This window comes from Pseudomonas psychrophila, from assembly GCF_001043005.1.
Classification (GTDB): domain Bacteria; phylum Pseudomonadota; class Gammaproteobacteria; order Pseudomonadales; family Pseudomonadaceae; genus Aquipseudomonas; species Aquipseudomonas psychrophila.
On the sequence record NZ_JYKZ01000003.1, the window covers coordinates 336,058 to 357,489 of the forward strand.

The 21,432-nt window shown below is 59.1% G+C and carries 17 protein-coding genes; 9 read left to right on the forward strand and 8 right to left on the reverse strand.

Features of this window, described 5'->3' with window-relative positions:
* Positions 1 to 11 precede the first annotated feature (11 nt).
* Together mhpB and TU76_RS10750 are read right to left on the reverse strand one after the other, a co-directional pair.
* Positions 12 to 965, reverse strand: a complete 954-nt coding sequence (gene mhpB, locus TU76_RS10745) for a 3-carboxyethylcatechol 2,3-dioxygenase (protein ID WP_019829308.1) — start codon at positions 963 to 965, stop codon at positions 12 to 14.
* Position 966: 1 nt separating this feature from the next.
* Positions 967 to 2,625, reverse strand: coding sequence for a bifunctional 3-(3-hydroxy-phenyl)propionate/3-hydroxycinnamic acid hydroxylase (locus TU76_RS10750; RefSeq protein ID WP_048351627.1), 1,659 nt, complete (start codon positions 2,623 to 2,625; stop codon positions 967 to 969).
* 140 nt (positions 2,626 to 2,765) lie between these two features.
* Between TU76_RS10750 and TU76_RS10755 the strand changes: the two genes are divergently transcribed.
* Complete coding sequence (locus tag TU76_RS10755; RefSeq protein WP_048351628.1) at positions 2,766 to 3,554, forward strand: DNA-binding transcriptional regulator; 789 nt, start codon at positions 2,766 to 2,768, stop codon at positions 3,552 to 3,554.
* Between the two features lie 984 nt (positions 3,555 to 4,538).
* On the opposite strand, the gene TU76_RS10760 is transcribed toward TU76_RS10755, so the two are convergent.
* Positions 4,539 to 4,808 (reverse strand): hypothetical protein, encoded by a 270-nt coding sequence (locus tag TU76_RS10760; protein ID WP_048351629.1) that lies wholly within the window; start codon positions 4,806 to 4,808, stop codon positions 4,539 to 4,541.
* 518 nt (positions 4,809 to 5,326) lie between these two features.
* Complete coding sequence (locus TU76_RS10765; RefSeq protein WP_048351630.1) at positions 5,327 to 6,196, reverse strand: LysR family transcriptional regulator; 870 nt, start codon at positions 6,194 to 6,196, stop codon at positions 5,327 to 5,329.
* A 154-nt stretch (positions 6,197 to 6,350) separates the two neighbouring features.
* Between TU76_RS10765 and TU76_RS10770 the strand changes: the two genes are divergently transcribed.
* From TU76_RS10770 to TU76_RS10800, 7 genes are all read left to right on the forward strand, one after another.
* Complete coding sequence (locus tag TU76_RS10770) at positions 6,351 to 7,388, forward strand: amino acid ABC transporter substrate-binding protein (protein WP_019826075.1); 1,038 nt, start codon at positions 6,351 to 6,353, stop codon at positions 7,386 to 7,388.
* 13 nt (positions 7,389 to 7,401) lie between these two features.
* Complete coding sequence (locus TU76_RS10775; RefSeq protein ID WP_019826073.1) at positions 7,402 to 8,556, forward strand: amino acid ABC transporter permease; 1,155 nt, start codon at positions 7,402 to 7,404, stop codon at positions 8,554 to 8,556.
* A 2-nt stretch (positions 8,557 to 8,558) separates the two neighbouring features.
* Positions 8,559 to 9,656, forward strand: a complete 1,098-nt coding sequence (locus TU76_RS10780) for an amino acid ABC transporter permease (RefSeq protein WP_048351631.1) — start codon at positions 8,559 to 8,561, stop codon at positions 9,654 to 9,656.
* Complete coding sequence (locus TU76_RS10785) at positions 9,653 to 10,429, forward strand: amino acid ABC transporter ATP-binding protein (RefSeq protein WP_019826069.1); 777 nt, start codon at positions 9,653 to 9,655, stop codon at positions 10,427 to 10,429. The genes TU76_RS10780 and TU76_RS10785 overlap by 4 nt, the downstream gene beginning before the upstream one ends.
* Positions 10,426 to 11,385, forward strand: coding sequence for an isoaspartyl peptidase/L-asparaginase family protein (locus tag TU76_RS10790; RefSeq protein ID WP_046810813.1), 960 nt, complete (start codon positions 10,426 to 10,428; stop codon positions 11,383 to 11,385). The genes TU76_RS10785 and TU76_RS10790 overlap by 4 nt, the downstream gene beginning before the upstream one ends.
* A 65-nt stretch (positions 11,386 to 11,450) precedes the next feature.
* Positions 11,451 to 11,756 (forward strand): NIPSNAP family protein, encoded by a 306-nt coding sequence (locus tag TU76_RS10795; RefSeq protein WP_048351632.1) that lies wholly within the window; start codon positions 11,451 to 11,453, stop codon positions 11,754 to 11,756.
* Positions 11,757 to 11,866: 110 nt separating this feature from the next.
* Positions 11,867 to 12,277, forward strand: a complete 411-nt coding sequence (locus TU76_RS10800; RefSeq protein ID WP_048351633.1) for an SRPBCC family protein — start codon at positions 11,867 to 11,869, stop codon at positions 12,275 to 12,277.
* A 333-nt stretch (positions 12,278 to 12,610) separates the two neighbouring features.
* Here the strand turns inward: TU76_RS10800 and TU76_RS10805 are convergent, their stop codons facing one another.
* The 3 genes from TU76_RS10805 to TU76_RS10815 are packed head-to-tail and all read right to left on the reverse strand — an operon-like array spanning position 12,611 to position 16,939.
* Complete coding sequence (locus TU76_RS10805) at positions 12,611 to 14,194, reverse strand: aldehyde dehydrogenase (NADP(+)) (protein WP_048351634.1); 1,584 nt, start codon at positions 14,192 to 14,194, stop codon at positions 12,611 to 12,613.
* A 41-nt stretch (positions 14,195 to 14,235) separates the two neighbouring features.
* Positions 14,236 to 15,585, reverse strand: a complete 1,350-nt coding sequence (gene gudD, locus TU76_RS10810) for a glucarate dehydratase (RefSeq protein WP_019826059.1) — start codon at positions 15,583 to 15,585, stop codon at positions 14,236 to 14,238.
* Between the two features lie 13 nt (positions 15,586 to 15,598).
* Positions 15,599 to 16,939 carry an MFS transporter gene (locus TU76_RS10815; protein ID WP_019826058.1) on the reverse strand — a complete coding sequence of 447 codons (1,341 nt, stop codon included), beginning with the start codon at positions 16,937 to 16,939 and terminating at the stop codon, positions 15,599 to 15,601.
* Positions 16,940 to 17,268: 329 nt separating this feature from the next.
* Between TU76_RS10815 and TU76_RS10820 the strand changes: the two genes are divergently transcribed.
* On the forward strand, positions 17,269 to 17,979 hold the full coding sequence (locus TU76_RS10820) for a FadR/GntR family transcriptional regulator (RefSeq protein ID WP_048351635.1): 711 nt from the start codon (positions 17,269 to 17,271) through the stop codon (positions 17,977 to 17,979).
* 1,103 nt (positions 17,980 to 19,082) lie between these two features.
* On the opposite strand, the gene TU76_RS10825 is transcribed toward TU76_RS10820, so the two are convergent.
* A complete protein-coding gene (locus TU76_RS10825; RefSeq protein WP_048351636.1) occupies positions 19,083 to 21,428 on the reverse strand; it encodes a tetratricopeptide repeat protein in 2,346 nt (781 codons plus the stop codon).
* Positions 21,429 to 21,432: the final 4 nt, after the last annotated feature.

Sequence of the window (21,432 nt, forward strand, 5' to 3'; positions counted from 1 at the left end):
GTTCCTTGAATTCAAAGGGTGGTGTTCAGCGGCTGTGCGCCAAGGGCGCCGAAGCCTGCGATCCATTCGGGAATCGGGCGGTAGTAGCGGCCTTCGGTTTGGTAAGGGCCAAAGGCGGACAGTGCTGCGAACGCGGCGACCCAGGTTTTCACCTCGTGGGTCGACTTGCCGGCCAGCGCCGACAGCGCGTCATTGCCCAGCGCATCGAGGTCGCTCAAGCGACCCTGCTCCAGCGTGTCGAGAAACTGTTGGTCCCAAACCGGGTTGAGCGGATGCAGGCTGTTCTGATCTTCGACGAAGTGCCGTGCGGCCTCGATGACTCGCTGCTGGCGTGCGGCGCGCTCATCAGCGGGCAACTGGCGGCCGCTGCCCATCAAGCGGTCGGCCATGCGCGCATCGACCTTGGCCAGTTCGGGCACTGGAGGCTGATGAGACAGTCCTCCGGACGCCAGAAACAGCACGCGCAGGTCCAGTGACTTGGCCCATTGGCCGATGGCCTCACCCAGCAAGCGCGCACGCTTGAAACCGGGCAGGGGCACCGCCACCGAATTGATGAAGACCGGAATCACCGGGCAGGTGCGCAACCCGCCCAGCAGCAGCTCCAGGGGTTGGGCAAAGGCATGATCGACTTGCATGCGGTAGGACACGGCGGTGTCTATCCCGGCATCCATAACCGCTTGTGCGCAAGCTTCGGCCAGCGCTTTGGGTACGTCGAGGGGGCCGGCTGCCGTGTCGAAATCACCGATGGCATCGGCGGCCATGCCAATACAAAAAGGCGGCATGACGTCGTAGAAAAAGCCGTTGTAGTGATCGGGCCCCAGGAGCACGATCAGCTGCGGGTCGAAGCGGGCGATGCGTTCGCGGGCATCGCGGATCATGCTGTCCACTTCGGCCAGCACGTCAGGTGTCGGGTCGACGTAGCCCACCAGCGGCGTGTGTGACAAACAGTGCAAATAGGCGCTCATCTCAAGCCACCTTGCTGACGGCTGGCGTCACCTGGATGTGTGGCTGCGCGTTGAGCGCCAGGGCCAGTTCATTGCAGGCCTTGCCGAGGGTTTGCGGTGTGGCCAGCCCGGCGAGGAAGCGGTCAGGGCGCAACAGGGCAATGGACGATGAGCCGCGAGCGAACCACTCGCGCAGGCGGCCGCTGCTGTCGCCGACGCGAATCACGTCGTTGCCGGCGTCGCTCGGGGCCCTGAGTTGGACATCCGGCAGCACTTGAATAAACCGCGTGCCCAGGGTTTTCCATTGCGCAATCTGCGCCGCCGTCAGGCCCCAGGTCGGGTCGCAGCCCCAGGCGATAATGGCGAAATTCTCGCCGATCACTTCATCGAGCAATACGGTTTCACCCGCGTCGGTCATCACCTTGGGCTGAATGAACATCTTGCCCACCGGCGAGCCTTTTTCGCTCGGCACGATCAGGGCGCCACGGGTGTATTGCGGCATGGGCTTGAAGCGCATTTCGACGAAGTAGCGTTTGACCGGCGGCACATAGTTGAGCAGCCACGACACACCATCGCGCAGGGTGCCCTGCCAGCGCTTGGGTGGCGCCAGCACGTGGCCGGCCAGTACCGAGAGGTCGATCATGGCCTTGGCGTGATCCCGGCGCTCCAGCTCATAGCTGTCGAGCAGGCGGTCGCTGGCCAGGCCCTTGATCACCAGCGACAGCTTCCAGGCCAGGTTGGAGGCATCGCGCATGCCGCTGTTGTAACCCTGGCCCTGCCAGACCGGCATGATATGCGCGGCATCCCCGGCCAGCAGTACCCGGCCCTGGCGGAAGCTGCCTGCGAGGCGGGCGTTGTGGGTATAGACGCGGCTGCGAATCAGCTCGATGCGGTCCGGGTCCGGCAGCACCTTGGCCAGCAGCTTGCGCATGTTTTCGGGCTTGCTCAGCTCAGCTTCGGTCTCGCCGGGCATCACCATAAACTCAAAGCGGCGCACGCCGTGGGGCAGGGCGGCGGACACGTAAGGGCGCACCGGGTCGCAGCACAGGTACACATGGGGCGTGCTCAGGGGGTCGTTGGCGATATCCACCACGATCCACTGATTGGGCGCGGTTTTGCCTTCAAAACTGATGTCCAGGCTGCGGCGCACCAGGCTGTTGCCGCCATCGCAGCCAATCAGGTATTTGGCCTGCAAGCGCTCGCTGCGGCCCTCGGCGTTTTTCAGTGTGAGTTGTACACCGCTGTCGCTTTGCTCGAAGCCTTCGAGTTCGCGGCCGAACAGCACCTTGACGTTGTCAAAGCGTTCCAGCCCTTCGAACAGTACCCGGTCTGCCAAGGGCTGGATAAAGGCGTTGCGCCGGGACCAGCCGAACTCATCGGTCTTGGGCTGGATATCTGCAAAGCAGCGACCCTTGGGTGTCATGAAACGCATCGCATGCCAGGGCGTGGTGTGCGGCAGCACGTTTTCGGCAAGGCCGACGGCCTGGAATGTGCGCAGGCTTTCGTCATCCAGGCCAATGGCGCGTGGGTAGTCGATCAGGCTGTCGAGCTTTTCCACCAAGGTGACGTTTACACCACATTGGCCCAGGTAATTGGCGATCATCAGCCCGACAGGGCCAGCCCCGACAATGGCGACATCGGTACTCAGGTCCAAGGGGGAAGCAGTGGGTGCAGAACTCATGGGTATCTCCGTACAGCGCTTTTTTTGGATTTCTTGTTGGGCGCAGTATGGAAATCACGAAGCTGGTGAACAACGACAACCCTTGCTAGGGTGCACTCAGTGCACATCGTTGATTTACCGATAAAAATAATGGGAAACACATGAGCGAAACCGAATATAAGGCCGTGCGGGGCTTGATGCGCGGGCTGTTACTGATCAACGGTCTCAACCGTTTCGACGGGGGCGCCAGCACGGCTCAACTGGCCGACCAGAGTGGCCTGCACCGTACGACCGTGCGTCGTTTGCTGGAGACATTGCAGGCTGAAGGCTACGTGCGCCGCAGTGAATCCGATGACAGCTACCGGTTGACGCTGAAGGTACGAGAACTGAGTGAAGGCTTTCGCGATGAGCAGTGGATTTCATCGATTGCTGCGCCCTTGCTCGGCCAGTTGCTCCAGCAAGTGGCGTGGCCCACCGACTTGTGCACCCTGGACGGTGACGCCATGGTGATTCGCGAAACCACTCACCGTTTCAGTCGCCTGTCGTTTCACCGTTCGATGGTGGGTCGCCGCTTACCCTTGCTGATGACCGCAACCGGGCGGGCATATTTCGCGTTTTGCCCGCCTGCCGAGCGAGAAGAATTGATCGAATTGATGATCAGTCGAGACGACGTGCAATCACCGCTGGCGGCGGATCGACGATTCGTCGAGCGACTGGTGGAGCACACCCGCAGCAAGGGTTATGGCGAAAACAACTCGCACTGGGGCGAAGAGCGCAAGATAGCGGCGATTGCGATCCCGGTGATGCATGAGGATAGGGTGATGGGTTGCCTGAACCTGGTCTATATCGCCAAGGCCATGCCAGTTGAAGAAGCTGCCCGCCGCTTCTTACCGGCGATGCAGGAGGTGGTGGGAAAAATTCAGGCGGGGCTGGGCGCAGACAAACTGTAGCCGCTGAGGAGCGCAACGAGGCTGCGATGGGCAGCCCTCGCATTCTCAGACAGACCGGGTGTGCAGGGTTTGCGACCGCTGCGCGCTCGAACGTAGCCTCGTTCTACTCGTCAGCGGCTTGTCTGTTGGCGCTTAAACGTTTTGCGCAAGGTTCTGTGGCGTCTGCCATGGATTTTGCTTTTGCTTTTGCTTTTGCTTTTGCTGGAGCCACACGTATGTCCAGACGACGCGAATGCCCATGACAGTGCCGGAGTGAGGGAACCACCGAGCCTGGGCGAGTCGGCCGTATGGTAGGGCAAGCCTTTTTGGTGACTTTTTCGGCGTCTGGAAAAAGTGACCCGCTGTAAGGGCGGAACCCGTAGAAAGTCGTGACATATCGAATGGATATGGACTCGGCATCGCTGCGGGCGCTTCGCAAAACAACTGGCACACGGGGTACATATCCGGCATTCGCAGTTAACTGAAATGATGGTTTCGCTCTTACAGCGAGTCACTTTGCAAAAGCGGCAAAGTAACCAAAGCGCTTTCGCCCCCGCGTACGGCCCTCGCTGCGCTCAGGTTCCCTCATTCCGGTCCCGCTCCGTGGGCACGCCGTGACGGGCCATCCATGGCCCAACACGGCTCTCCCGGCATCCATGCCGGTCGACCCACTGCGCAGAACCTCCTCTCGGCCTCCCGAAGGGGCGGGCAGATCAAAAGCACTGCCCGCCGAGGCGGCCGACCGGCCGGCCTGGTTGGTGGGTTGCATTCACGATCCGTAGCAGCTGACGAGCCGTGCGAGGCTGCGTTCGGCTTGGTGCGCCACTGCGACGCAGCAGTCGTGAAATCGGCTTGCACGGTTAATCAGGCACTGCGCGTATTCCGGTTTTGCGACCGCTGCGCGATCGAACGTAGCCTCGTTCTACTCGTCAACTGCTACGTAGAGGGATAGACGACGAATCCTGTAGACGCAGCCGTCGTATAACCCTGCACTAGGGTGTTTTTCTATGCAGGCTGCAATCGCCAACCCAACACATTCAACACGTCACAACCATCTCGCAGTAGCAGCGCAGCCGCCGTGGCAAGATGTTTGAGATTAACCGAATCTGCCTGCTGCAATTCGCGGCTGGAGAGTGTTTCCATAAGTTGGGTTGCCGCCAGCATGCGGGCCACGGCGTTGGCGTGAAGCACATCGAGGGGCGTATTGCGGTCGATAAATAAGGCGGGGATGGTGCAGTCGATGGCGGTTAGCGGAATAAATGGATGTTGAGTCATAAGTGATGCTCCTGGAAGGGTATTTGAGCCAGCTTATTTCGTCGCCAAACGAAAACAGGTGGCCGCTGTACGCGGGTTGGCGAACCGGTGATCCAGGAAACCCGGCAGACCCGAAGATCTCCCACGTACAGCTGCCATAAAGCAGTGCGAGCAAAATACACGCTTAGCCATATTTAACAACCACACGTTAACTGGATACTGCCAGGTCGCCAAACCCGGTCGCCTTATCGGCGAGGGCTGACTATAGGCGTCGTGCCGATACCTCAGCAATTGGCAAACCTGTGCGAAAAATCCTGAAAGTTCGTAGTGGGGCTGGTGATGTGCGGGGCCGCGATTGGGGGCTTTGGTGATAGCTGGCAGGCCGGGTACATATCCGGCATGCATGTCTAACTGGAATAGGGGTTTCGTTCTTACAGCGAGTCACTTTGCAAAAGCGGCAAAGTAACCAAAGCGCTTTCGCCCCTGCGTACGCCTGTCGCCGGTGCGCAGCGGTCCCGGGATCTTTACACTTTCTTTGTCTACAATCGCTGCCAGAGCGCATCAGCCTGGGGGTTACGGTTGTCCCTCCACCGCACCAGAATGACTTCCAGGTGGTCGGACTCCATGTCCGGATACAAGCGCACCAGCTCCCCGCGCTCGATCAGCGGTGCAACCATGCTGTGTGGCATGCACGCCACGCCCTGGCCGCTGGCGACCATCGGTTTGAGGGCTTCGGACACTGTGGCCTCAAACACCTGAAGCAGGCGGTGGGGCTGGGGGTGACGGTTGATCTGGGTACGGGACAATTCATGCAGTTGCGCACTGCGCGAATAACTGAGCAGCGGGATCGGTTCATCGGTCTGGGCGCAATGCACCGCCAGTGCCGGGGTGGCGACCCAGTACAGCTCGTCATGGCCCAAGGACTTGACCTCGAACTCACTTTGCCGGGAGTAGGGCGCGGTCTTGGTATCACGGTAGAACAGGATGAAATCACAACGTCCGGACATCAGCGCCATGTAGTAGTCATCGGTGCTGCGATAGCCGGTATCGATACGGGTGAACAGGGGCGTTTGCGGGCTGTTCAACTGGCTGATCCAGTCCGGGAAAAAGTTGCACGCCAGGGTGTGCAACGAGGCAAAGGTCAGGGGCCGATTAAGCACTTTTACGCTCTGTTCACAGTCGCGGGCCATGCGCACCAATTCCACGGCATTGGGCAGCAAGGCTTCACCGGCGGCCGTCAGTCGCACGGGGTTGCGTTCGCGGTCGATCAGGGTGGCTCCCAGGTGCGCTTCCAGCAATTGAATTCGCCGGCTCAGCGCCGATTGCGAAGAGCCGCGCATGCTGGCCGCCGCCGTGAACTTGCCGGTATCGGCCAGGGCGAGAAAGTCTTCATACCAGTCGATGTTCATAGAGTTATTCCAATATTCGATAGCGCGTCCAGCTTAGTGGATCAATAGTCGCTATCCGGCCCATGCCTCTGTCTTTATTGTGCGTCTTAACCGCCACCTGCCGTTGGATTGTGGTTGTCAGGCATAACAAGAAGAATTTTGAAGGGGCAATGATATGCACAAATTGAATAGGGTGAAGCTTTTACTTGGGGCACCACTGCTGGCGATGCTGGTGACCGGTGCTCAAGTTGCCCAGGCAGGTGTGCTGGACAAGGTCAAGGCCCATGGCAGCGTGCGCTGCGGGGTGGCCGGCGACAAGCCGGGGTTTTCCCTGATCGACGACAAAGGTCGCTGGACCGGCATGGACGTTGACCTGTGCCGTGCCGTTGCCGCCGCCGTGCTGGGCGATGCGGACAAGGTCGAGTACCTGACCACCACTGCAAAAAACCGCTTTACCGCCCTGGCTTCCGGGGAAATCGACATTCTGTCGCGGGCCGCATCCTGGACCGCCGAACGGGTGGCCAATCTGGGTGTGGACTTCACCACGGTCTGGTTTTACGACGGCCAGGGTTTCATGACCCACGCCGCGGATGGCATTAAAAAGCTGACGGATCTGGACGGAGCAACGTTCTGCCTGTCGCCGGGCACTACGTCGGAGCAGAACCTCGAGGACTATTTCGGTCGGCGCGGCCTGACGTACAAGACGGTGGTCATCGAGAAAAGCCCCGAACTGTACGCCGCGTTTCAGCGCGGGCGCTGCAACGCCATCTCCAATGACTCCTCCGGCCTGGCTGCCCGATTGGCGCTGATGAACAACCCTCAAGACTACGTGCTGTTGCCGGAAGTCATTTCCAAGGAGCCCCTCGGCGCCTTCGTCGCCCAAGGGGACACCACCTGGCGCAATATCGTGACCTGGACCGCCTATGCCCTGATGACAGGTGAAGAACTGGGGGTGACATCTGAAAACGTCGACCAACTGCACAGTGATAAAACGGCGTCGACCGATATCGCCCGTTTGCTGGGCACTGAAGGCACGATCGGCAAGTCCTTTGGCCTGGACAGTGACTGGGCGTACCGCGCTCTCAAGCAAGTCGGCAACTACGCGCAGATCTATGACCGCAACCTCGGCCAGCAGACGGCACTGAACATCCCGCGCGGTCTGAACCGCAGCTGGAAAGACAATGGCTTGATGTACGCGCCGCCGATTCGTTAAGGGAATTACTGTCATGTCGACTTATCGTTCGCACAACCTGCGCCTGTCGAGTGTGTTGCAGCAAGGGCTGGTACTGGCTCTGGTTGCGGCGGTCTTTTACCTGCTTTCCAGTAATGCTGCGCTGAACCTGAAAAATCTGAATATTGCCTCGGGCTTCGGGTTTTTATCTCAGCGCGCTGGCTACGACATCAGTTTTTCGCTGATTGATTACACCCCGGACGCGAGCTATGCCCGGGCCTATCTGGTGGGGTTGCTCAACACCTTGCTGGTGTCAGTATTGAGCATTGTGCTGGCAACCCTCCTGGGGGGCGCACTGGGCATGGCCCGCGTCTCGGACAACTGGCTGATCAAGCGCCTGAGCGGGACGTGCATTGAGTTTCTGCGCAACGTGCCGCTGGTGGTGCATCTGGTCTGGTGGTACGGCCTGGTACTGGCGTTGCCAGGGGTCAAGCATTCGGCTTCGTTGTTTGGCGTGGTGTTTTTGAACAACAACGGTCTGAACCTGCCCTGGCTTGCGCAAGGCAGTCAGGTCGGCTGGGGCCTGACCCTGATGGTATTGGGTACGTTGCTGGGTTATGTGTTTTGTCGCGTCAAGGAAGCCCGTACACCGTGGCGCGGATTTGCCTCCCGCCGATGGCCAGTGCTGTTGGCCGGTGCGGTATTGCTGCCGTTGCTGGTGTACGTCTTGAGCGATGCCCATTTGCAATGGGAAGTGCCTGTGCAGCGTGGTTTCGGGTTCAAGGGCGGAATCACCCTGGTGCCGGAGATGCTTGCCCTGTGCCTCGCCTTGTCGTTCTACAGCGCCAGCTACATCGCGGAAATCGTCAGGGGCGCCATTGAGTCGGTGCATCGCGGTCAGTACGAAGCAGCCAAAGCGCTCGGCTTCAAATCCGGCTCAACCATGCGCCAACTGATCGTGCCACAAGCGATCTATCCGATGATTCCGCAGATCACCAACACATACCTGAACATCGTCAAGAACTCCTCATTGGGTGTGGTCATCGGCTTTATGGAGCTGGTGTCGTCTACCGGCGGTACCACCCTGAACCAGACGGGCCAGGCCATTGAGTGCATCGCGCTGGTCATGGGGACTTACTGTGCAATCAGTCTGGTGATCTCTCTGGGGATGAACATCTATAACCATCGTATTGGCCAGAGGGGGCACTGAACATGACTGCCATGAATCAATCACTGGCTATCGCGCTGGCACCTCCAAAATTGCCCTGGGCTCAGCGGGCGCTGGCCTGGTGCCGTAGTCAGCTGTTCCCCAGTGTTGGCCACAGCCTGCTGACGCTCGGCGTGATTGCACTGTTGTGCTGGTGCATTCCTACGGCACTCAACTGGCTAGTGTTCGACGCGACGTTCGTGGGCGACAGCGCCAAGGACTGCAACCCCGCCGGGGCATGCTGGCTGCCGATCACCCAACGCTGGAACCTGTTTGTGTATGGCTTTTACCCGCAAGCCGAGCAGTGGCGAGTGACCCTGTCGCTGATACTGGCGGGCGCGGCGTTTGTTTTGCTGTTTTTCAAACGTCTGGACCGCCGCGTGCTGCTGGCGTACCTGGCCTTGCTGCCGATCGTGATGTGGTGGCTGCTCAAGGGCGGGGCCGGTTTGCCCGAGGTGTCTTCGACCAAGTTTGCCGGGATGCTGGTGACGATCTTTCTGGGTACCGCAGGGATGATTTTCGCCTTGCCCCTGGGGATTTTGCTGGCCTTGGGTCGACGCTCAAAGTTGCCGGTTATCCGCATGCTGTGCGTGCTCTATATCGAGCTGGTGCGCTCGGTGCCGGTGATCTCTCTGCTGTTTATGGCTTCGCTGATGATTCAGCTGTTTCTGCCGCCGGACTCGGCCTTCGACATCCTGCTTCGGGTGCAACTGGTGCTGATCCTGTTTACCGCCGCCTATATGGCCGAGACCCTGCGCGGCGGTTTGCAGAACCTGCCCAAGGGGCAGTATGAAGCGGCCATGGCGCTGGGTTTTGGCTACTGGAAAACCATGGGCCAGATCATCCTGCCGCAAGTGCTCAAGCAATCCATTGCGCCCTTGCTCACACAATTTATCGGCCTGTTCAAGGAAACCACGCTGGTGATGATTGTCGGCGTGCTGGACATCGTCGGTATCGCCATGAGCACCGCCGTCGCGCCGGAGTGGGTTGAGTACGGCCACGAAATTTACGTCTTCCTGGCGATCTATTTCTTTGTCATCTGTTTTGCACTGTCGCGCTATGCCCGACATCTTGAACTTCGTATGGAGCAAAGCCGCTCATGATCATGAAACCCAAGGCAGATGCCGCCGAGATGGTGCGTATCGAACAATTGAACAAGTGGTTCGGCAATGCCCACGTGTTGAAAAACATCTCCCTGAATGTCCATGCCGGGGAGAAAGTGGTGATCTGCGGGCCTTCCGGTTCCGGCAAGTCGACCCTGATCCGCTGCATCAATCAGCTGGAACAGCATCAGCAAGGGTTGGTCGAGGTGCTGGGCGAGGAGCTCAATGGCAGCGTCAAGGGCCTGGAGCGAATCCGTCGGCAGGTGGGCATGTGTTTTCAGCACTTCAATCTGTTCCCGCACCTGACGGTACTGAAAAACTGCACCTTGCCCCAGACGTCCAATCTGGGTGTGCCTGAGGCTGAAGCCATCGAACGTGCACTGGCCTTGCTGGACAAGGTCAAGATGCGCGATCACGCCAACAAGTTTCCCTCGCAGTTGTCCGGTGGGCAGCAGCAGCGTATCGCTATTGCCCGGGCATTGTGCATGCAACCCAAGGTAATGCTGTTCGACGAGCCGACCTCGGCGCTGGACCCGGAAATGATCGCCGAAGTGCTGGATGTGATGACCAGCCTGGCCCAGGAAGGCATGACCATGATCTGCGTGACCCATGAAATGGGTTTTGCCCGAAAGGTCGCAGACAGGATCGTATTCATGGACCAGGGCGAAATCGTCGAAGAAGCGCCCCCCGAGCGTTTTTTCTCGGCCCCGGAATCACCTCGGACCCAACGTTTTTTGAGCCAGATAATTAATCACGGAGTGCATGCGCAATGACTCAATCCATAGCGATGGCCCTGCATGGCGGAGCCGGGGTGCTGATGCCCGGCGTGCTGACGCACGATGACGAACAGGCGATTCACGCAGCGTTGTTGCAGGCGCTCAGGGCCGGTGTTGAGGTGCTGGAACAGGGCGGCAGCAGCCTGGACGCCGTGCAGGCAAGCGTTGTAGAACTCGAAGAGTGCCCATGGTTCAACGCCGGCAAGGGCGCGGTGTTTACCCACAAGGGTGACCACGAACTGGACGCGGCGATCATGAACGGCGCCAACCTCGAAGCTGGAGCGGTGGCTGGCGTACATCACGTGCGTAACCCGATTTGTGGTGCGCGGGCGGTACTGGAGCACAGCGAACATGTGTTGCTGGCAGGCGAGGGTGCGGATCTGTTTCTGTCCGAACAACCCGATCTGGAGCACGTCAGCAACGACTGGTACGACACCCCCTTGCGTCGCCGACAGTGGGCTGCCCAGCAACAACAGCCGCAGACCGTGTTGCTGGAGCCGGGTGGCGTCGAGAAAAAATTCGGCACTGTGGGGGCTGTGGCGCTGGACCAACAGGGTCATGTTGCGGCGGCCACCTCTACAGGCGGCATTACCAACAAACGCTACGGACGCGTGGGTGACTCGCCGCTGATTGGTTGCGGCACCTGGGCCGATGACCGCAGTGCCGCGATTTCGGCGACCGGTCACGGCGAGTTCTTCATGCGCACGGTGGTAGCACACAATATTGCGTCGCGGATTCGGTTGGTGGGATCGAGCCTGGCGCATGCCTGCGAGCAGGTCGTGCAGGGCGAACTCAAGGACTTGGGAGGCAACGGCGGAGTAGTGGCGGTGTCACCGTCCGGCGAGACCGTCCTGAGCTTTAATACGCCGGGCATGTACCGCGCCTGGCGCGATACCGAAGGCGGTTTGCACACGGCGATTTATGCCGAGGATGATCGTCTGCATCCTCTTTGAGTCTGTTGACCCGTGGGGCGGCTGGAGACTAGTCTCGATCTCCTTTCGCCTCATGGAGTGAACACATGATCACGTGCTACCTGCGTTATGTAATTGACCCTTACAAGCTGGCCGAATTCGAAGCGTACGGGCGAATCTGGATACCGCTGGTTGAGAAGTTCGGCGGTCAGCACCATGGTTACTTCCTGCCCTCGGAAGGTGCCAACAACATCGCCCTGGCCATGTTTACCTTCCCCAGCCTTGCGGCCTATGAAGACTACCGCGAGCGCTCAAAAACCGATGCCGAGTGCATTGCCGCCTTCAAACTGGCTGAAGACAATCGCTGCATCCTGAGTTACGAGCGAAGCTTCTTTAAACCGGTTTTTGAGTGACCCGAGCGGGTCTCACAGGGGCCGTTGCTGTTGGCACACGTCGTTTCGGTTTGGTTCAACCCGCAAACCAAGTGCCGACGACAAATCACTGACTGATGGAGAATCCCCACATGGCAACCGCATCCGCAACTATCGATATTCCCGTTCCAGCCGATCAGGTCTGGCAATTGATCGGCGGCTTTGGCTCGCTGCCGGACTGGTTGTCGTTTGTTGTAAAAAGCGAACTGAGTGAAGGCGGGCGCTTGCGCACTCTGCGTACCGAGGACGGCACGGTGATTGTCGAACGGCTTGAAAGCTTCGACAACGGGAGCAAGACCTACAGCTACTCCATTACTCAGGCGCCGTTCCCGGTGACGGATTACCTGGCAACCTTGCGCGTGGAAGCGCACGGCGATGGCGCCCGTGTGACCTGGTCGGGGCGCTTTACCCCGAATGGGGTAAGCGATGAAGAGGCGCAGGAGCTGTTTTCAGGCATCTATCAAGGTGGGCTGACGGCGCTGCGAAGCAATTTTCCAGGTTGAGCACAAGGCTGCGAGATATGGGTAAAAAATACCCATAAATATCGCGGTGATAGCAATTTGGAATAAGACTGGATCCAATAAACAATTAAAAAACGTGGCTATTTAATGACTTAGGTCAGTATTGGTTTGAAATAAATTGTGCAGAATCACTTGTTACTGATTGTTACGATAGGGTAAGATCGCCCTGCGTTCACCTACCACGGTTTATGCATTTTTAAGCCCCAAGTTTCCATCAGCTACTTGGGCTTTTTTTTGCCTGAAATTTGATATTGGATCCAATTTGCAGGCATAAAAAAGGCGCCACATGCTGGCGCCTCCAGGCAAACCCCCGCCTTATCTGATCGCCTGGGAGCTCCACTCGCCGTTCACCAGACGCTTCAAACCCAACGGGTTGCTGTTTTGCAACGCTTCGGGCAGTTGGGCATCGGGATAGTTCTGGTAGCAGACCGGACGCAGGAAACGGTCAATCGCCAATGAGCCAACCGACGTGCCGCGTGAGTCCGAAGTCGCTGGGTAAGGGCCGCCGTGAACCATGGCGTCGCACACTTCGACGCCGGTAGGGTAGCCATTGACCAGAATCCGCCCGACCTTTTGCTCAAGGATCGGCACCAGCCACTGATACTGTGCAAGGTCATCCGGCTCGCCGATCAAGGTGGCGGTCAATTGGCCGCGCAAGGCCAGCAGGGCCGCTTTTAACTGCGCATCGCTCTCGACTTCGATAAGGATGGTCGTCGGGCCAAACACTTCCTCTTGCAGCAGTGGATCCTTGTCCAGCAGCAGGCTGACATCGGCCTTGAACAATTGTGGTTGCGCTTGCGATCCCGACTGGGTGTGGCCGGCCAGGTGGCTGATGCCCGGATGGCTGAGCAGATGCTCCACGCCCTTGGCGTAGTTGCGCAGCCCGCCTGCGTTGAGCAGGGTGTGCGGCGCCTGTTCGGCCATGTGCCGGGTCAGTTGCTCGACAAAGGCAGAGAACTGGGCGCTACGCAGGCCGATCACCAGGCCGGGATTGGTGCAGAACTGTCCGCCGCCCTGAGTGACCGATGCCGACAGGTCTTTGGCGACAGCCTCGCTGCGTGAGGCCAGGGCCTGAGGCAGCAGGATCACCGGGTTGATGCTCGACATCTCGGCGAATACCGGGATGGGTTGCTCGCGTTCGGCGGCCATTTTGCTCAGTGCGTTGCCGCCGTGCAGCGACCCGGTAAAGCCCACGGCCTGGATGGCCGGGTGCTTGACCAGCAGTTCACCGACGCCAGAGCCGAAGATCATGTTGAACACGCCCTTGGGCATGCCGGTCTTTTCAGCCGCACGAATAATTGCGCAGCCCACCTGGTCGGCGGTTGCCATGTGCCCGCTGTGTGCCTTGAAAACCACCGGGCAGCCCGCTGCAAAGGCGGCTGCGGTGTCGCCACCAGCAGTAGAAAAGGCCAGCGGAAAGTTGCTGGCACCGAAGACGGCCACAGGTCCGACGCCGATGCGGTACTGACGCAGGTCCACCCGTGGCAGAGGCTTGCGATCCGGCAGGGCCAGATCGATCCGCGCCCCCAAAAAGTCGCCGCGACGCAGTACTTTTGCAAACAGGCGCATTTGCCCGCTGGTACGGCCACGCTCACCTTGAATGCGCGCTGCTGGAAGCGCGGTTTCTCGGCACACCAGGGTCACAAAATCGTCACCCAACTGATCGATTTCGTCGGCAATGGCGTCCAGAAATTCGGCGCGGCGTTCAGGGGAAAGTTGGCGGAACGGTAAAAAGGCCTCTTCGGCGGCGTAGGCGGCGCGGTCCACTTCTTCAGGCGTAGCCTGATAAAAGTGCAGAGGCAGCGCCTCTCCGGTGCTGGCATCAAGGCTTTGCACTGTGACGGTACCGGCAGCGCTGCGGCTGCCACCGATAAAGTTGTGGCCAGTTACGGTCGACATCGTTCGATCCTCGCTAGAGTGTTAAGGGCGCAGTGGGGAGCTCAGCGCACAAGACAGGGTTTTTTGTTGTCGTATTTCCAGCCCGGAACAATGTACTGCATGGCGACGCTATCGTCCCGTGCGCCCAGGCCCATGCCTTTGTACAGTTCGTGGGCCTTGGCCACGGCGTCCATGTCGATGTCCACGCCCAGTCCGGCTCTGGTCGGAACCTTGATGTGACCGTCGACAATTTTCAGCGGCTCGCGGGTCAGGCGCTGGCCGTCCTGCCAGATCCAGTGGGTATCGATGGCGGTAATTTCGCCCGGTGCGGCGGCCGCGACCTGGGTGAACATGGCCAGGGAAATATCAAAGTGGTTGTTGGAGTGCGAGCCCCAGGTCAGGCCCCACTCGTGGCACATTTGCGCGACGCGTACCGAACCTTGCATGGTCCAGAAGTGCGGGTCGGCCAGTGGTATGTCCACGGCTTGGGATTGAATGGCGTGACCCATTTCGCGCCAGTCCGTGGCAATCATGTTGGTGGCAGTGCGCAGGCCGGTGGCGCGGCGAAATTCAGCCATTACTTCGCGTCCCGAATAACCGTTTTCAGCACCGCAGGGGTCTTCGGCATAGGCCAGTACGCGATGTTGATCGCGGCACAGGGCGACAGCTTCCTTGAGTGACCAGGCACCGTTAGGGTCCAGGGTGATACGGGCGTTGGGGAAGCGCTCGGCCAGAGCGGTGACGGCTTCGATTTCTTCGGCACCGCTAAAAACGCCGCCTTTAAGCTTGAAGTCGTTGAAGCCGTATTTGGCTTGTGCGGCTTCTGCCAGGCGGACGATGGCTTGCGGGGTCAGTGCCTTTTCATGGCGCAGACGGAACCAGTCATCGGCCTCGGCTTCATCGCGGTAGGCCAGATCGGTCTGTTGGCGGTCACCAATGTAGAACAGGTAGCCGAGCATCTTCACCGCATCCCGTTGCTGGCCTTCGCCAAGCAAGGCCGCCACTGGTACCTCCAGAAACTGACCGAGCAAGTCGAGCAGGGCGGCTTCCATTGCCGTGACGGCGTGGATGGTGATGCGCAGATCAAAGGTCTGCAGGCCACGGCCAGCCGAGTCACGGGCGGCGAAGGTGGTGCGCATGGCGTTGAGAATGCTCTGGTAATTGCCGATGGGCTGGCCCACGACCAGGTTGCGTGCGTCTTCCAGGGTCTCGCGGATGCGTTCACCGCCAGGCACTTCGCCGACGCCGATATTGCCGCTGCTGTCTTTGAGGATAACGATATTGCGGGTAAAGAAAGGGCCGTGGGCGCCGCTGAGGTTGAGCAGCATGCTGTCATGACCCGCTACCGGAATAACCTGCAGGCTGGTGACGACCGGGGCTTTGGTGGCGTGATGTTGATGTTCGGCGTTCATGGTCTGTTCCTTGTCAGGCTGGTTGCAGGGCGGCGGGGATCGCAGCGGCGGGGGTGGGTTTGGTCTTGGCAAAGAACACGATGATTGCCGCGATGATCGATGTGCCGGCCAGGCCATAGAGCCCGCCCTGGATCGAACCCGTGGTTTGTTCCAGAAAGCCGAAGGTGGTGGGCGCGACGAATCCGCCCAGGTTGCCGACGGAGTTGATCAGTGCGATCACGGCTGCCGCGATGCGTGCATCCAGATAGCCTTGGGGAATGGGCCAGAACAGCGCCGATGCCGATTTGAAACCGATCGCGGCGAAGCAGATGGCAATGAAGGCAAAGATCGGGCCGCCGGTGGTCGACAGGAACATGCCCAGCGCGGCAATCAACAGGGCTGTGGCAATCCAGGCTTGCTGGTATTTGAAGCGGCTGGCCAGTGAAGCAAATGCATACATGGCAATAATCGAAATCAACCACGGAATCGAGTTGAAAAAGCCCACCTGCATGTCGCTCAGGTCGCCCATTTTCTTGATGATGCTGGGCAGCCAGAAAGTCGCGGCATAAATGGTCAACTGGATGCAGAAATAGATCGCGCAGAACAGCATGATCTGGCGGTCCTTCAGCAGCTTGAGCATGCTCGGTTTAACGGTGTTGACGGCGTCTCGCTCGCGCTGCTCGCGGTCAATTTCGTTCACCAGTGCATCTTGTTCCTCACGGCTGAGCCATTTGGCGTCATGGGGTTTTGAGTCCAGCCAGTACCAGACAAAACCGCACAAAAACACCGAGGCCATGCCTTCGATGATGTACATCCACTGCCAGCCATGCAGGCCCATGCCGGTGATTTGTAACAGCAGGCCGGACAACGGGCCCGAGATCAGGGACGCCAGTGCCGAACCGCTGAGGAAGATGGCAATCGCCTTGCCGCGCTCGGCGCCAGGCAGCCAGCGGGTGAAGTAGTAGATCACTCCGGGAAAGAACCCCGCTTCGGCCACACCGAGTAAAAAGCGCAGGATATAAAAGTGGGTTTCGTTCTGGATAAAGGCCATCAGGGTAGCGGTGATGCCCCAGGTGAACATGATCCGGGTCAGCCAGATACGGGCGCCGACTTTTTGCAGCAGCATGTTGGAGGGCACTTCAAACAGCGCGTAGCCGATGAAAAAAAGTCCGGCCCCGAAGCCATAAGCGGCTGCACCAATGCCCAGGTCGTGCTCCATGTGGGTGCGCACAAACCCGATGTTTACGCGGTCAATGTAGTTAACGATAAACATGATGACGAAGAGCGGCAGCACATGCCTCTTCACTTTTTGAATCGCGCGCGCCAGGACGGGGTCGTTGGCGTGCGCAGCAGACGGATTGCTGGAAGTGTTCACAATTCGAAGCCCCACTGATTATTGTTATGCGGGTGATATGTGCCGGAGGATGCGCCTTCGGTTGACGGACATCATACGAGTTGACTTTTGTCATCGCAATGCCCCGATACAAACCGTTAAGTTATATAAAACAGATTTAAAATGCCTTTAATGGCTTTTATGCCCATATAAAGCTTTTTTTCGCAGTTTTTAGGTGGTTTAGAGGTTCTGTCGCGGGCAGGTTAAAATTTTTCAAGACCTGCATTTCTTAGTCTAAAGATAGGTTGTCATACATGTTGGGGGGCGATTCAGATGCTAGTATTACGCCGCCTTAACTGAAGGGGTTTCCCATGCAAGACCCGCAAAGCCCATCGACCCGCAAGCGTTCTCCTGGCCTGGCCCACGACATCGTGGCTGAGCTCACGCAGCGAATCCTGTTGGGCCAACTGGCGCCCGGAGAGAAGCTGCCTTCCGAATCGACCATCGTGCGTGAGCATGGTGTGAGCCGTACCGTAGTGCGCGAGGCCATCTCCAAATTGCAGGCCTCGGGGCTGGTCGAAACCCGGCACGGGATAGGCACCTTCGTGCTTGAGCGCGATCAGCAGCAGGGCATTCACCTCAAGCGCGATACCGCTGCCAGCGTACGTGGCATCATCGAATTGCGCATGGGCCTTGAGACACAAGCGGCAGCGTTGGCCGCCAGGCGTCGAACAGAAGGGCAACTGCTGCAAATGCGCCAGGCGCTGGATGACTATCAGAGTTCACTGGCCAACAACGACAGCAGCGTCGAGCCCGATCAGCGGTTTCATAACCTGATAGCCCAGGCCACTGGCAATACCTACTTCACTGACATCATTTCGCAGCTGGGTCGTTCGGTGATCCCCCGCACGCGGATTGACGCTGATGAGCGCGGCGATGCCGACTTGATGAAACTGGGGCAAATGGCAGTGCTGGAACACGAAGCGATCTTGCGTGCCATTCGCCGACAGGACCCCGATGCCGCCCGCGCCGCCATGCTGCTGCACTTGAGCAACAGCCTGGAGCGGATGGCGGGGAGGTGAATCATGCATACATGCTGTAGCCGTCCAGAGCCGCGATGGGCCATGGATGGCCGTCGCGGCGTGCCCCCATGACAGTGCCGGAGTGAGGGAACCGCGGAGTCTGAGCGAGGCGGCCGTATGGTAGTGCAAGTCTTTTTGGTTACTTTTTCGGCGTATGGAAAAAGTGACCCGCCGTAAGGGCGGAACCCGTAGAGAACCGTGACACATCGAATGGATATGGACTCGGCATAGGTGCGGGCGCTTCGCAAAACAACGGGCACACAGGGTACATATCCGGCATTCGCGGTTAACTGAAATGATGGTTTCGCTCTTACAGCGAGTCACTTTGCAAAAGCGGCAAAGTAACCAAAGCGCTTTCGCCCCCGCGTACGGCCCTCGCTGCGCTCAGGTTCCCTCATTCCGGTCCCGCTCCGTGGGCACGCCGTGACGGGCCATCCCTGGCCCAACACGGCTCTCCCGGCATCCATGCCGGTCGACCCACTGCGCAGAACCTCCTCTCGGCCTCCCGAAGGGGCGGGCAGATCAAAAGCACTGCACGCCGAGGCGGCCGACCGGCCGGCCTGGTTGGTGGGTTGCATTCACGATCTGTAGTCGCTGACGAGCCGTGCGAGGCTGCGTTCGGCTTGGTGCGCCACTGCGACGCAGCAGTCGTGAAATCGGCTTGCACGGTTAATCAGGCACTGCGCGTGTAACTGTTTTGCGACCGCTGCGCGCTCGAGCGTAGCCTCGTTCTACTCGTCAACTGCTACGTAGAGGGATAGACGACGAATCCTGTAGACGCAGCCGCCGTAAAACCCTGCACTGGGGTGTTTTTCTATGCAGGCTGCAATCGCCAACCCAACACATTCAACATGTCACAACCATCTTGTATGTTGGCGCTAAAACTGGACCTGTCTCCTTGCAGCGGACGCCAAGAAGGGCAGGCAGATCAAAAAACCAGTGCAAAAACAAGATCAACTGCCCGCCGAGGCGGCCTGCAGGCCGACCTCTTTAGCGAAGCACATTTCTCTGAATAGGTCGGCTGGCAACAGAGTATCTACAGGATGGGCGCACTGTAGCCGCTGAGGAGCATAGCCAGGTTTAACGCCTGAGTTTACGACGACTCACTTCAACGCCACGTCCTCAGGGTTGATCTTTTTCCATGCCTGCAGTACCGCCTGTGCCTTGGGCTCCTGGCCGCTGTCGAGGTAAAACTGGATCAACGCCAGCCGTGCATCGCGAAATGCCGGTTGGCGTTTAAGCAGTTCTTCCATTTGCGCACAGGCCGGCTCTACCTGACCGCTCTGGTGCAACGCCACTGCCAGCACATAACGGTATTGGGCATTGTCAGGTTCCAGTTTCACCGCCTGCTGCAAAGCTGTCATGGCGTGTTTGGGCTGGCCTGCACGAATCAACGCCAACCCCTGGCTGTGTTGCAACAGCGCTGTTTGTGGGTGCGTTTTGATCGTGTCGTTAAGCAAGGCCATAGCCTCGGCACTGCGGCCACTGGCTTCCAGCCACTGGATCAGCGTGACCAGCGCCGGGAAGAACTGCGGGTCGCGGAGTAAAGCGGCCCGCAGTTTTGGTTCAACCTCGGTATTACGACCACTGGCCTGATACAACATAGCCAGGTTGAGGTTGGACTCGGCCCGTTCGGCCAGACCCAGTTGCACCGTTTCGTACTCACCGATGGCTGCGTCCCAGGCACCTTGATGTGCCCCTAGACCATTGCGCGCAGCCCCCAGCAAATTACGGGCGGCGATGATGCGTATCGCGCGCACGCTGTCATTCAATAACGGGCCGAGCAAGGTGATACGTTCAGCCGCAGGCAAAAACGTGCTTACTGCCCGCACCGCGCTTTCACGTACTTGCGGTGCAGGGTTGTTCAAGTCCTTGCTGGCCAGTTTCATGGCGGATTCACTGGGGTAGTTCGCCAGCTCGGCCAATAACGTTGCGCGTTGAATTGCCGGCAGGTTGCTGCGTCGCAATTGCTCGTACAACGCCTGCGCCGCGCCGGGCTGACCGCTGCGAATCAACCACAAGCTTTCGTCGTAACGGGCTGCCTGGGGGCCTTGATGTGAGGTCCAGAGCTTGAACTGTGCAGTCACCTTGTCCCCCGTCTTGCCCTGATGGCAGGTCAGGCAGGCGTCCGGGGTGCCGAGGGTTTTGGCCCGTACCGGGTTGGGGATGCTGAAGCTGTGGTCATGCCTGAAATCGTTGCCCATGTAGAGCTTGCCGGGCATATGACAATCCACGCACTGCGAGCCCGGCTGGCCTTCGGTATGACGGTGGTGTTCTATCGAATCGTAGTCCTTGGCTTGCAGCCCCTTGCCGTCAATACCCGTAACCGCCGCTTTGCCTGCGCTGTTATGGCATTGCAGGCACACGCCATTGCCGGGTGCTTTCAATTGAGTACTGTGCGGATTGTGGCAATTGCTGCAACGCACTCCCTTGTCGAACATTTTGCTTTGCGCGAAGGAGCCGTGTTCAAACACTTCATCCTTGATCTTGCCGTCCAGTGCATACAGTTCACGGCTGAGCACGCTGGGCAGGTAGTCATCCATCAGGCGTTTGCCGACGGTAAAGCCGTCACCCAGCGGGGCGCGTCGGGCGTGGCAGCGGGCGCAGGTTTCGATCTCGCTGGTGGCGTCCTTGTTTTTAAGGTCGACGACAAACCCGCTGTGGGGCAGTTTGGTGTTGTCAGTCACTGCCAGCAGGTGACTGGAGGCCGGTCCGTGGCAGGCCTGGCAACCGACTCCGAGGCTGTTCCACTGGCTGTTGAAGCGGTTGGTCGCGGCGTCAAAATTGCGCTTGTAGCCGGTGGTGTGGCACTCCACGCACATAAAATTGGCGTTCTGGCTGGGCTTGCTCCAGTGCAATGGATTCTTGAAGTCCACCCCCTGGCCCGGATAAAGGTGAAACCAGCGGTTTTTCTCGGTATCCCAGGCCACGCCCAGGGCTTGCAACCTGCCGTCGCCGACTTCGATCAAATATTGCTGCAACGGCGCAATGCCGAAGGTGTAGGCGACCTTGAAGTCGCCAGCCTTGCCTTCAGGTCCCGGCGTATTGACCCAGAACTCATCGCCCTTGCGAAAGAACCGGGTGTTTTCGCCTTCGCCCTTGAACGTGGCATTGTTGAAATCGGCCAGCACGGTCTGCGGGTCGGCCCCCTGCATGGCCAGCTGGTGATGGGAGCCTTGCCAGTCATTGGCCTGGGCGCTGTGACAGCCCAGGCACTGTTGTTCGTCGACCATCTGCGCAGGGGGCATGTGCCTGACTACGGGTGCGGTGGCCACCGCCTTGGGCTCAAGCACCGGCGTCACGACCGGGGCCGGGCGGTTGAGATAAAACCACAGCCCGCCCAGCACCAACAGCAACATGACAGCGCTGACGGGTAATAGATAACGGTTCATCAGGGTAGGGCGCGAATCAGGTTGGTTTGCAGCTTTTATAGTTTTAGTTTTGGGCATTGCG

Coding starts and splice junctions, on each gene's coding strand:
- TU76_RS10775 (WP_019826073.1), top strand. CDS start 7,402: ATGTCGACTTATCGTTCGCACAACCTGCGCCTGTCGAGTGTGTTGCAG.
- TU76_RS10770 (WP_019826075.1), top strand. CDS start 6,351: ATGCACAAATTGAATAGGGTGAAGCTTTTACTTGGGGCACCACTGCTG.
- TU76_RS10755 (WP_048351628.1), top strand. CDS start 2,766: ATGAGCGAAACCGAATATAAGGCCGTGCGGGGCTTGATGCGCGGGCTG.
- TU76_RS10765 (WP_048351630.1), bottom strand. CDS start 6,196: ATGAACATCGACTGGTATGAAGACTTTCTCGCCCTGGCCGATACCGGC.
- TU76_RS10750 (WP_048351627.1), bottom strand. CDS start 2,625: ATGAGTTCTGCACCCACTGCTTCCCCCTTGGACCTGAGTACCGATGTC.
- TU76_RS10820 (WP_048351635.1), top strand. CDS start 17,269: ATGCAAGACCCGCAAAGCCCATCGACCCGCAAGCGTTCTCCTGGCCTG.
- TU76_RS10800 (WP_048351633.1), top strand. CDS start 11,867: ATGGCAACCGCATCCGCAACTATCGATATTCCCGTTCCAGCCGATCAG.
- mhpB (WP_019829308.1), bottom strand. CDS start 965: ATGAGCGCCTATTTGCACTGTTTGTCACACACGCCGCTGGTGGGCTAC.
- TU76_RS10790 (WP_046810813.1), top strand. CDS start 10,426: ATGACTCAATCCATAGCGATGGCCCTGCATGGCGGAGCCGGGGTGCTG.
- TU76_RS10780 (WP_048351631.1), top strand. CDS start 8,559: ATGACTGCCATGAATCAATCACTGGCTATCGCGCTGGCACCTCCAAAA.
- TU76_RS10795 (WP_048351632.1), top strand. CDS start 11,451: ATGATCACGTGCTACCTGCGTTATGTAATTGACCCTTACAAGCTGGCC.
- TU76_RS10825 (WP_048351636.1), bottom strand. CDS start 21,428: ATGCCCAAAACTAAAACTATAAAAGCTGCAAACCAACCTGATTCGCGC.
- TU76_RS10805 (WP_048351634.1), bottom strand. CDS start 14,194: ATGTCGACCGTAACTGGCCACAACTTTATCGGTGGCAGCCGCAGCGCT.
- gudD (WP_019826059.1), bottom strand. CDS start 15,585: ATGAACGCCGAACATCAACATCACGCCACCAAAGCCCCGGTCGTCACC.
- TU76_RS10760 (WP_048351629.1), bottom strand. CDS start 4,808: ATGACTCAACATCCATTTATTCCGCTAACCGCCATCGACTGCACCATC.
- TU76_RS10785 (WP_019826069.1), top strand. CDS start 9,653: ATGATCATGAAACCCAAGGCAGATGCCGCCGAGATGGTGCGTATCGAA.